This window comes from Agrobacterium sp. ES01 (genome assembly GCF_050320885.1).
Taxonomy (GTDB): domain Bacteria; phylum Pseudomonadota; class Alphaproteobacteria; order Rhizobiales; family Rhizobiaceae; genus Allorhizobium.
Genome location: NZ_JBNQTH010000001.1, coordinates 1,161,837 through 1,173,890, shown reverse-complemented (window position 1 = coordinate 1,173,890; position 12,054 = coordinate 1,161,837). Strand labels below are relative to the sequence as shown.

Sequence of the window (12,054 nt, the reverse complement as noted above, 5' to 3'; positions counted from 1 at the left end):
TTTTACCGCTTTTGTGACGGGCCGTGTTATTTGTTGCGCGCCAAAAGCTCTTTCACCAGGGCATCGTCGATTTCACCCGTTGGTTTCTGGCCAACCGAAGTCTGGAATGCCTTGATCGCGGATACCGTCTTTGCGCCAATAACGCCATCAGCCGTACCGGCGTTGAAGCCGTTCTTGTTGAGGATCGCCTGAACGTTCTGGATCGCTTTTTTCATGTCGATGGAGCCGGTCGATGTGCCTTTTCCAACCCATTCGTCAGGCACATTCACGGCATTGGCATCGACATCCAGCGGCTTGGGCTTCCAGGCTTCCACCGCCGCTTTGGCCTTGGAAAGCTGCTCAGGCGTCAGGGCTCTCGCCACTTCTTCCTGTTTTTGCGCCGCGTCCTTGTCGCCATCCTTGGCTGCAATCGCAAACCACTTGTAGGAGTCTTCAAAGCTCTGTGGCACGCCATTGCCGCGCGCATAGAGGATGGCCAGGTTGAACTGGCTGTCCGGTACCCCGTGTTCGGCGGCCTGGATAAACCATTCAGAAGCGCGACCGTAATCCTGAGTGCCTGCCGCGCCGGACGCAAACAGCACGGCAAGATTGTGCATGGCTGCGGCATTGCCCTGTGCTGCAGCCAGTTCGTAATATTCCATGGCCTTGTTGAGGTCCTGCTGGACGCCTGTGCCCTTTTCGTAAAGGTTCGCAACGCGGTACTGCGCCGGTGCAAAACCCTTGTCGGCTGACAATCCGTACCAGCGGGCTGCTTCCTTGAGATCGGCGTCAACGCCACGGCCTTCAGTGTAACGCGCGCCGATTTCAAAAAGCGCCAGCGGGTCGCCTTCAGCGGCTGCCTTGGAAAGGGAAGCAGGAGAAATGGCGGCCGGTACTTCATAAGCTGCAGCAGCTGGCGTGGCCTGAGCTGCGTTGGTGCCCTCGTCCGTTGCGGCCTCATCCGGCGTCACATTGCGGATTGGCGCGGCATCGGTCCCTGTCGCAGGCTCTGCAGGCGTTTCCAATGTATCCATCGGCGCACCGGGCGTTGAAGCCTCCTCTGTCGACAGTTCTTCATCCAGTGGGGTGAGTGGTGCAAGTGGCGCAACGTTCTCAATCGCAGGGTCGCTGGAAACCGGAGCGTCAGCGGTCACTTCAGGAGTGGCTGCAGCACCGACCGCGGACGCATCATCGGTGACGGGCGATGTGGTTTCGATGACAGGCGGGTTTTCATTGCCTTGTGTCAGTGTCCGGACCAGAGGCATGGACATGACAGCCAGCAGAACCGCGCCTGCTGCGAGTAGAATGGGCCGGCGATAGCGCGAAAACGCGGAGGCCCCGTCCTTGGCAGCCTTGGATCCAGTGCTTGTCGATTGTGTGTTGCCGGCATCCTGCGCTGCCGCCTGCGCCGCGCGGCGGGCCGCAGCAATATAGTCTGTGCGCTCGCCGTCAGCGGGCGCCGCGATGTCGGCGCCATTGCCCATTTTGCTGGCGCGCACACGCTCAAGGATCTTGCGAACGTCAGGTGCACCCGTACCGGGCTCTAGAAGTTCATTGGCGTCGTCGTCCGGAATAATGCCAACCGGATCGATCGTCGGCGTCGGATCAAGCACCTGACGCGCCGCAGGCTCAGAAGGCTGTTTTTTCTGACCCGGGATGAGCTTCTTGCCAAGGCCGGCCAGAAGGCTCGGCTTGGAGGCTTTGTGCTCGGTGGCATAAGCTGTCACGTCCAGTTCGGCCACGAGATCCGGCTCTGATCGGTCAGCATCATTGCCAAACAACGGCGGCAAGTCGGTCGGCGCGTCCAGAAGGTCATCTTCACCGGTATAGGCAAATTGCTGTGCTGGCTGCGCTTCGCGAACAATATTTGGGGCCGTCTCGACATAGCGTGCCGGCGGCTCGTCCGCATCATGATGCAGGCTGTCCAGCCGATCAGCGATCTGCAGCAAGGTATCTTGCAGCGAATCGAAGGTCTTTTGCGTGCGATGTTCGTTGTCGCGGCTCAGATCTTCCAGATGACGCAGATTGTCGGCGAGTGCGGTAATGGTTTCAAGCTGTGGTGCAGAGACACCGCCTTGCATGCCATTGCGGGAGAAATTCTCCATCACGGCTTCGGCGGCCTGCCGGGCGGCTTCAATGATGTATTCGTCGCTGGTCGCGACATAGTCTTCGAGCCTGGAAATGCGCTCGGTGACTTCGCCATCCACCGCAGGTGCCGACATCTGCGATACATTGCCGATCAAACCGGAAAGATGGGCGATCTGCTCTTCAAGTCCGCGCAGCGAGACGGTGTCGGCGGCGGGCGCACGTGACGTTTCATCCAGCCGCTCGGCAATCATCGCCAGCCGTTCATCAAGAGTGCGCAAGGCACGGTCATCGATGGCAGGTGCGGGCGCCGGCTGTTCAATTTCGCCGATCATGCGGGCAAGATGGTCCAGGCGGTCGGCAAGACTGTTGCTCACGGTTCCCTGGTCGAGCGCATCGATCTTGCGCGAGATATCCAGCAGATGATCAGTCAGGTCTGGCTGCGGAAACGGCTGTTGCTGTTGCTCGATCAGCTGGGAGAGTTGGTCCAGCCGCTCTTCCAGATTGCTAGCCGTGCGGGCGCTGGCCATCTCTTCGATACGGTTCGAAAGCGCTTCCAGCCGACCGACGATCTCGTCGGTGGGCTCACTCTGCAAAGCACTTGCCGCTGAGATATGGCCGATTTGAGCACCAATGCTGGCAATCCTGTCTTCCAGCCGTTCGATCATTCTGGGGTCGATGGAAGGTGTCGGTGCACGGTTATTGCTTGCCGCAATAGCGCGGGTAATTTCGTCCAGCCGCAGATCGAGCCCGGCGAACTGCTCCTGAAGCGCGCGCTCGTTCGGATCCATATGGCTGCCGATGTGCTCAAGCGCTGTGGCAACAGCAATCAACTTGTCTTCCAGCGCGCGGATGGCGCGGCTGTCGCCCATCGACGTCAACTGTCCCTTGATCTCTTCCAGCCGGTCGAAAAGCTGGACAATTTCCTGACGCAGCCAGCTCGCATCCTTCTGGCTTTGCCCGAGATCCTCCAGGCGATCCTCGACGCCTGTCCAGCGCTGCTCGATACCGCGCACGGAGTCTTCGCGTGCCAGACCGTCCATTAGCGAGCGCAACTCGTCGAATTCAGCCCGCAGATTGTCGCCCACCGGCGTCTTCTGTTGTCCAAGGTGATCGATGCTCTTTGCAAGCCGAGCAATGTCGGCCCGCATTTCCTCACCAAAATGGCGGTCACCGGCGATACTCTTCAGGCCCTGGATCTCAGCGCGCAGTGTATCGAGTTCGCGGGATACGCCTTGCGAGATGTCGTGTTTCAGATCCTGCCGCAAGCCAAGCAGCGCTTCTGTGATTTCGCTCACAAGCGCTTTTGACTCGACAGCCGCCCGCTCGATCGGGCGTGGTGCCGGCATCGGCGTGCGGTCCCGCAGGCGAACACGGTCGGCCGGCGCAGCAGGTTGCTGGCGGCTCGCCTCCAATGCGCGCTGACGCTCACGGATTTCGGCAAGCGGATCCGCGCGGCGGGAACGCTCCGGCGAAACCGGTCGGCTGCGCTCTGCAGGTGCCGAACTCTCCGACATACTCCAGTCACGACGTGTCTCAACCTGCTGGCGTGTGTCACGCGCTGTTGATGACATCAGCCCTTCGATCCTCGCCTCCAGCCCCTCGATGGTCCGGCTCAGCGCGTCCAGTGACGAAGCTTCTGCATGGCGGGGCGGTGTGGATCGAGATCCGTTCATATTCTTGCTCTTGCTCGCTGTGACATTGCCTGGCGCTGATCGGCACCAGGCTGGCGTGCTTTCAGACTTTGCGATGCAAGCTTCACGGGGTCTCAAGCGGTTGCGGTTCACCGGAATGGCAAGCACTGGCTGCCTGGGGCGGTCGCAAAGATCGACTCGTTTGAATGCATCACGTTTCGATCCCGAGAATTGTCGAAACGTGGTAAACAAGCCGTTAACTGGAATGAATTTTTTTTAACGATTTCTCATGTATCTGTATTTTGACAATGCGGATGAACCTTGGGCGAGGAGAACTGCGGGCCGTAAACAAAAATAGATGGGAGGAATTGTTTGACGTTTACGCGCACGTCAATATTTTATATAAGCATCGCAGGGAGCCGGTTCGGTCCGGCAAAAGTCTCGGAGGAAGATATTCATGCCTGTCTACAAGGCCCCGGTAAATGATACGCTCTTTGTTTTGAATGATGTGCTCGGTCTCGACCGCTATCACAACCTTCCTGGCTTCGAAGATGCCACCCCGGACATGATCGAAGCGATCATCGGGGAAGCGGCGAAGGTAGCAGAAGAACAACTGTTCCCGATCAACCTTTCCGGTGATCAGGAAGGCTGCAAGCGCAGCGACGATGGCACGGTCAGTGTGCCGTCTGGCTTCAAGGAAGCGTATGACGCCTATTGCCAGGGCGGCTGGATAGGCCTTGCAGTTCCGTCGGAATTCGGCGGCCAGGGCCTGCCCTACACGCTGCATGCCGCGGTTGGCGAATACATGTCGTCCTCCAATATGGCCTTGATGATGTATCCGGGTCTCACCCAGGGCGCTATCGCTGCCATTCTGGTCCACGGTTCTGACGAGCAAAAGGCAACCTATCTGCCGAAGATGGTCGAGGGCACATGGTCTGGCACCATGAACCTCACCGAACCCCATTGTGGCACCGATCTCGGCCTGCTTCGCACCAAGGCGGTCCCGCAGGCAGATGGTTCCTACAAGCTCTCCGGCCAGAAGATCTTTATCTCTGCCGGCGAACACTCCATGACCGACAACATCATTCATCTGGTCTTGGCTCGCATCGAGGGCGCTCCGGAGGGAACCAAGGGTATTTCGCTCTTCATCGTGCCTAAATTTATGGTCGGCGAAGATGGTTCGCTCGGCGAGCGCAATACCGTCACGTGCGGTGCGCTTGAGCACAAGATGGGCATCCACGGCAATGCCACCTGCGTGATGAATTATGACGATGCCACCGGCTACCTGATCGGTGCCGAGAACAAGGGTCTCTCGGCCATGTTCGTGATGATGAACGAGGCGCGTCTCGGCGTCGGCCTGCAAGGTCTTTCAATTTCCGAGGCCGCCTATCAGAGCGCTGTCGTCTATGCTCGCGAGCGTATCCAGGGTCGCTCGCTGTCTGGTGCCAAGGAGCCTGACAAGAAAGCCGATCCGATCATCGTGCATCCCGATATCCGCCGCACGTTGATGACCATCCGGGCGTTCAATGAGGCTGGTCGTGCCTTCCTGCTCTGGACGGCTCTGCAGTCCGACATTGCGCATCGCTCCACCGACGAGGCAGACCGCCAGACGGCCGACGATCTTCTCGGCCTCATGACACCGATCCTGAAAGGTGTGTTGACCGACAAGGGCTTCGACAATGCAGTGATGGCCCAGCAGGTCTTTGGCGGTCACGGCTACATCGAAGAACACGGGATGAGCCAGTATGTTCGCGATGCCCGCATCGCCATGATCTATGAGGGTGCAAACGGTATTCAGGCGCTTGATCTTGTCGGACGCAAACTTGGCATGCATGGCGGTCGCGCCGTCATGGCCCTGTTCAAGGAAATCGGAGATTTCTGCGAGGAAAACCGCGAAGATGAAGCCTTGGTGCTCTACACCAAGAGCTTGAAGAAGGGCCTGAACGACCTTCAGGCATCCACCATGTGGTTTATGCAGAACGCCATGGCCAAGCCCGACAATGCCGGTGCCGGTTCCACCGACTACATGCACCTCTTCGGTCTGGTCGTCCTCGGCTATATGTGGGCGAAGATGGCAAAATCCGCGAACGCTGCGCTGGCAAACGGTGCTGGCGATGCCGCTTACTACAACAACAAGCTTCTCACCGGAAAATTCTTCATGGAGCGTCTGCTGCCCGAAACGGCGCTACGCAAGACGCGCATCGAAGCCGGTGCCGACACCATGATGGACATGGCTGCGGAAGCGTTTTGATCCTCGTTGTCTCCCCGGCGGGGGAGAAGAGCAAGAAATGAAATTCCGGCGCCCCGAGCGCTGAAGGGAGAGAAACCAATGACAGACGTCTTCATTTACGATCACGTGCGCACGCCTCGCGGGCGCGGCAAGAAGGATGGCTCGTTGCACGAGGTGCCGTCCGTGCGTCTCGCCGCCAAGACCCTCGAGGCGCTTCGTGACCGCAACGGCCTCGACACCGCAAACGTCGACGACATCATCATGGGTTGCGTCGATCCGGTCATGGATGCCGGCGCTGTGATCCCCAAGGCTGCAGCTTTTGAGGCCGGTTATTCCAACAAGGCACCTGGCATGCAGATCTCGCGCTTCTGTGCGTCGGGCCTCGATGCCGTCAATTTCGCTGCCGGCAAGGTCATGGCCGGCTCCGACGAAATCGTTATCGCCGGTGGTGTCGAATCCATGTCGCGCGTTGGCATGGGCATGTCGGGCGGCTCCTGGTACATGGATCCATCGGTCAACTTCCCGGCCTATTTCATGCCGCAGGGCGTCTCTGCCGATTTGATTGCGACCAAATACGGTTTTTCCCGCGATGATGTCGATGCCTACGCTGTCGAAAGCCAGAAGCGCGCGGGACATGCCTGGGAAAAGGGCTATTTCGATAAATCGGTGATTCCGGTCAAGGATCAGAACGGCCTGACAATCCTTGCCAAAGACGAGCATATGCGCCCATCCACCGACATGCAGTCGCTGGCTGGCCTCAATCCGTCTTTTCAGATGCCGGGTGAAATGGGCGGCTTCGAAGCTGTCGGCATCATGGCCCATCCGGAAATCGAGAAGATCAACTATGTCCATCACGCCGGTAATTCTTCCGGCATCGTCGATGGCGCAGCTGCCGTCCTGGTCGGCTCCAAGGCCGGCGGCGAAACCATGGGGCTGAAGCCCCGAGCCCGCATTCGCGCGTTCACCAATATCGGCTCCGATCCGGCCCTCATGCTGACGGGGCCTGTCGACGTCACCGAAAAGCTGCTCGCCAAGACCGGCATGAAGATTTCCGACATCGATCTTTTCGAACTCAACGAGGCATTTGCCGCCGTCGTGCTTCGCTTCATGCAGGCCTTTGAAGTCGATCATTCGAAGATGAACGTCAACGGCGGCGCAATCGCCATGGGCCATCCGCTCGGTGCCACCGGCGCGATGATCCTCGGTACCGTGCTTGACGAGCTGGAACGCCGCGATCTGAACACCGCTCTGGTCACGCTCTGCATCGGTGCCGGCATGGGCACCGCGACTGTGATTGAGAGGGTTTGAAGATGAGTTTCAACACCGGCACGATCGAGGATGAGTACACTCATATCACCGAACATTGGTCGCCAAGGGTGATCGCCGATGTCAATGGCCAGAGCCTCAAGCTCGCCAAGGTCAAAGACCAGTTGATCTGGCATTCGCACAGTGAAGAGGACGAACTGTTCCTGATATGGAAGGGTGAACTGACCATCGAATATCGCGACCGCCCATCAGTTCATCTGAAGTCCGGCGATTTTCATGTTGTGCCGAAGGGAGTCGAACACAATCCGGTTGCGTTAGAGGAATGCTGGATCATGCTCTTTGAGCCGTCCGAAACGAAGCATACCGGCGATGTCGTGGTCGAGAAGACCAAGTCACTTGACGCACAGCGCAGCCACTTGTCGGCCTGATCGGAGAGGAAACACAATGACCTACACCAACTTCAAAGTCGAAACCGACGCCGACGGCATTGCACTCGTCACCTGGGACATGCCCGACAAGTCGATGAACGTCTTTACCGTCGATGTTATGGACGAGATCGAGGCGATCGTTGATGCCACAGTCGCTGACGAAGCCGTCAAGGGCGTCGTCTTCACCTCCGGCAAGAAAACCTTCTCCGGCGGTGCCGACCTCACCATGATCAAGGGAATGTTCTCCATGATCGGCGAGGAAAAGGCGAAGGATCCCGCAGGCGCGGTGCAGAAACTCTTCGATGCCGCCGGTCGCATGAACTGGCTGTGGCGCAAGATCGAGACGAATGGCAAGCCCTGGGTTTCCGCCATCAACGGCACCTGCATGGGCGGTGCATTTGAGTTGTCTCTCGCCTGCCACGGTCGTGTGGCCTCAAATCATAAATCGGTCAAGATGGCGCTGCCAGAGGTCAAGGTCGGCATTTTTCCAGGTGCTGGCGGTACCCAGCGCGTGCCGCGTCTGGCCGATGCCCAGTCTGCTCTCCAGATGATGACCACCGGCCAGTCGCTCACACCGGCGCGCGCCAAGGCCATGAACCTCGTTCATCAGGTTGTGGAACCCGACCAGCTTGTTCCGGCTGCAAAGCAGATGATCAAGGATGGCCTGAAGCCTGTTGCCCCATGGGACGAGAAGGGCTTCAAGGCACCCGGCGGCGGCATCTGGACGCCGCAGGCAGCGCAGCTTTGGCCGGCAGCACCGGCCATCCTGCGTCGCGAAAGTGCCGGCAATTATCCAGCAGCGCTTGCCATTTTGAAATGTGTCTATGAAGGTCTGCAGGTTCCATTCGATACGGGGCTCAGAATCGAACAGCGTTATTTCACCGAAATCCTTCAGACCACCGAAGCATTCTCGATGATACGTTCGCTGTTCGTGTCCATGCAGGAACTGGCAAAGGGTGCTCGCCGTCCGGCTGGCGTCGAAAAAACCGAATTCAAGCATATCGGCGTCGTCGGCGCGGGCTTCATGGGCGCCTCAATCGCCTATGTGACCGCCGCTGCCGGTATTCCCGTTACCCTGATCGATCGCGACATGGAAGCAGCCGGCAAGGGCAAGACCGTGTCCGAAGGCCTGGTGGCCGGTGCCATTGGTAAGGGGCGCTTAACCAAGGAGGATGGTGAGAAGCTGCTATCTCTCATCACGCCATCAGACGACTATGCCTCTCTCTCAAATGCCGATCTGGTCATTGAGGCCGTATTCGAAGACCGCAAGGTCAAGAAGGGCGTCATCGAAGCGGTTGAGGCCGTGTTGCCGGAGACGTCGATCTTTGCCTCCAACACCTCCACCCTGCCGATCACGGGCCTTGCCGAGAATTCCAAACGGCCTGAGCAGTTCATCGGTGTGCACTTCTTCTCACCGGTCGAAAAGATGATGCTGACGGAAGTGATCCTCGGGGAACAGACGGGCGACAAGGCTTTGGCGGTTGCGCTCGACTATGTCGCGGCGATCAAGAAGACACCGATCGTCGTCAACGATACCCGTGGCTTTTATGTCAATCGCTGCGTCTTCCGCTATATCAACGAAGCCTATGACATGCTGATCGAGGGAGTGCCCCCGGTCATGATTGAAAATGCCGCCAAGTTCGCCGGCATGCCTGTAGGTCCTCTCTCTCTAAACGACGAGGTGGCGATCGACCTGTCCTACAAGATCATGAAGGCATCCATTGCCGATCTCGGCCCCAAATCGGTCAAGCCTGAACACATGGCGCTGGTCGAAAAAATGGTCGATGTTCTGGGCCGCCTTGGCCGCAAAAACGCCAAGGGCTTCTATGACTACCCGCCCAAGCCGGCGAAAAAGTCGCTTTGGCCAGACCTGAAGGATTTGTATCCGCAGAAGGACCCGGATGAGGTCGATATGACCGTCATCAAGCAGCGTCTGCTTGCCACGATCGCGCTGGAGGCAGCCCGTACTGTCGAAGAAGGCATTGTAACTGACCCGCGAGAAGCCGATGTCGGTTCCATCCTGGGCTTCGGCTTTGCCCCTTACACCGGTGGTACGCTGTCTTATATCGACGGAATGGGCGTCAAAGCCTTCGTTGAGATGTGCGAAAAGCTGGCCGCCGCTTACGGAGACCACTTCAAGCCGACCCCGCTTCTCGTGGAAATGGCCGCCAATGGCGAAACCTTCTACGAGCGCTTCAACCCCTACGCCGAAGAACAAAAGGCCGCATAAAGCCGGCGCTTCATCCGTTGGGGGGAAACTATGAGATACAGCGCCTCGGCCAATGGTTGAGGCGCTGTTTTTCTATGCGCGTCATGCACGATCTGTCGAATGCGGTCTGCAGCACTGAAGAGGTATCTACGGCTGGCTCAGGAACATGTGAAAAAGCCCGCCTGGTAAGGGCGGGCTTTCCGATCAGTTGAGTTGTCTGTCAGCGGGATCAGAATTCTTCCCAGTCCTGCGCTGCTGCGGCCGCGGCCCCACCGCGTGCCGGTGCCGGGCGGGAGGCCATGGCGGGCCTGCCTGATGCGGCCGGATGGCTTGGCGTGGCCATGGTGCGTGCCACCTGGCTCAAGACCGCAGACTGAGCCGATGCCCTTCCGTCCAGTGTAAACTGAGAGACGAGATCGCGAAGTTTTGCAGCTTCGCTTGCAAGGGCAGCCGATGCGGCGTTGGATTCTTCCACCATTGCCGCATTCTGCTGCGTGGTCTGGTCCATCGCGTTGACGGCCTGGTTGACTTCCAGAAGGCCGGTCGACTGTTCGCGCGCCGATATGGCGATCGAGTCCATATGGGTGTTGATCTCGGAAATGAACGAACCGATGGTTGTCAGCGCCTCGCTGGCCTTGCGCACCAGATCCACACCGCTTGCCACTTCCTCGGATGAGTTATGGATAAGCTGCTTGATTTCCTTGGCTGCAGTCGCGGAGCGCTGGGCCAGTTCACGTACTTCCTGTGCCACAACCGCGAAGCCCTTGCCGGCATCGCCAGCACGCGCAGCTTCCACGCCCGCATTCAGCGCCAGAAGGTTGGTCTGGAAAGCAATCTCGTCGATCACACCGATGATGTTGGAAATCTGCTGCGAGCTGCCTTCGATCTTGCGCATGGCTTCTTCTGCCTGCGCAACCACTGCGGAAGACTCTGTTGCCGAACTGTTGGCGCGGGATGCAACACCGCGCGCTTCTTCTGTTCGCTTGGTCGAGTTGGACACATTCGCCGTGATTTCCTCAACTGCAGCAGCCGTCTCTTCCAGGGAAGCGGCCTGCTGCTCGGTCCTGCGCGACAGATCATCGGTGCTGGCGGCAATTTCGCGTGTTCCGGTTTCCATGGTCGAGATGCTGTCGCTGATCGAGGTCATGGTCGTGCCGAGCTGCTTGACCGACTGATTGAAGTCGTGGCGCAGCGCTTCGAATTCAGACGAGAATGCCTCGTTAAGCTGAATCGACAGATCGCCGGCTGCAAGACGCTTGAGGCCCTGTGCCAGACCTGACGTTGCCTGGCGCAGCCGTTCTGCGGCGTCAGCTTCTGCCTTTTCCTGGGTGGCGACGCGGTCGGCTTCCGCATGCTTGCGCGCTTCCTCCGCTTCAGCTTCCAGTCGCTTGTTGGCAACAGCAGCCTCGCGGAACACGCCCATCGATTCAGACATTCTGCCGATTTCGTCCTTGCCACCCTTGTCGATTTGAATGTCGAGGTCCCCATCGGCGAGGCGCGCGGTCGCATCGGCAAGCTTGGAAAGCGGTCGGGAAATCAGCTGGAAGTTCAAGAAGCCCATCAGGCCCGCAACAATCGCAACCACAATTGAGGCGAGTAGTGAGATCACTTCCACGCCATGGAGCGCAGCGCGTTGATCTGTGGCAGCCTGCGAAGCGAATTGTTGCACGTCGGATGTGACGTCACCAATCTTTGTCGCGAAATCGGAGAGCAGCTCATTGCCTTCTCCGGTCACTTCAAGCGTTCTGGCAAGCTCGACAGTTTCTGGGGCGCGCATCAATTCGATCTGTCGACCGGCCACTGAGGTACGCCATTCCTGCACCGGCACAATGGCTTCCTTCAATTTCTCCAGATCCTGAGGTGCCCCGGCTGCATAAAGTGCCTCCAGCTTGGTCATGTGCTCGTCCAGCTTAGCGCCGCTCGCGTCGAAAGCCTTTACGAAATCGCGGTCACCCGTCAGAAGAAAATTCTTCAAGGCCAGATTGCTGGCATTGACCGCATCCGTGAGGACGCCCGTCTCAGCCTGCAGCTCGACATAGGCGAGGTTTTTCTCGACGAATTGAGTGGCAGTGACCGCACGCGTGTAGATCAGGCCACAGGTTCCGATCGCGATTGTGGCGAGAATGCCGAATGCGGCGAAACCTTTCGTGCTCACGGAGACATTCTTAAGCATGTAGCTCCCTTTCGTATTGTGCTGCATGGCAGCCAAATTTCTATTCCGCG

The 12,054-nt window shown here is 58.6% G+C and carries 6 protein-coding genes; 4 read left to right on the top strand and 2 right to left on the bottom strand.

What is annotated here, in order from left to right; all coding sequences use genetic code 11:
- Positions 1 to 26 precede the first annotated feature (26 nt).
- The gene (locus ACQQ2Q_RS05745) at positions 27 to 3,740 is read right to left on the bottom strand and encodes a peptidoglycan-binding protein (protein WP_428186056.1); all 3,714 of its coding nucleotides are present in this window, start codon (positions 3,738 to 3,740) and stop codon (positions 27 to 29) included.
- A 415-nt stretch (positions 3,741 to 4,155) separates the two neighbouring features.
- Between ACQQ2Q_RS05745 and ACQQ2Q_RS05740 the strand changes: the two genes are divergently transcribed.
- From ACQQ2Q_RS05740 to ACQQ2Q_RS05725, 4 genes are all read left to right on the top strand, one after another.
- Entirely contained in the window at positions 4,156 to 5,949 is a 1,794-nt protein-coding gene (locus ACQQ2Q_RS05740) for an acyl-CoA dehydrogenase C-terminal domain-containing protein (protein WP_428186055.1), read from the top strand.
- Positions 5,950 to 6,027: 78 nt separating this feature from the next.
- Positions 6,028 to 7,236 (top strand): acetyl-CoA C-acetyltransferase, encoded by a 1,209-nt coding sequence (locus tag ACQQ2Q_RS05735; protein ID WP_428186054.1) that lies wholly within the window; start codon positions 6,028 to 6,030, stop codon positions 7,234 to 7,236.
- Between the two features lie 2 nt (positions 7,237 to 7,238).
- Complete coding sequence (locus tag ACQQ2Q_RS05730; RefSeq protein WP_428186053.1) at positions 7,239 to 7,622, top strand: cupin domain-containing protein; 384 nt, start codon at positions 7,239 to 7,241, stop codon at positions 7,620 to 7,622.
- 16 nt (positions 7,623 to 7,638) lie between these two features.
- A complete protein-coding gene (locus ACQQ2Q_RS05725; RefSeq protein ID WP_428186052.1) occupies positions 7,639 to 9,852 on the top strand; it encodes an FAD-dependent oxidoreductase in 2,214 nt (737 codons plus the stop codon).
- 208 nt (positions 9,853 to 10,060) lie between these two features.
- On the opposite strand, the gene ACQQ2Q_RS05720 is transcribed toward ACQQ2Q_RS05725, so the two are convergent.
- On the bottom strand, positions 10,061 to 12,004 hold the full coding sequence (locus tag ACQQ2Q_RS05720) for a methyl-accepting chemotaxis protein (RefSeq protein ID WP_428186051.1): 1,944 nt from the start codon (positions 12,002 to 12,004) through the stop codon (positions 10,061 to 10,063).
- Positions 12,005 to 12,054 lie beyond the last annotated feature (50 nt).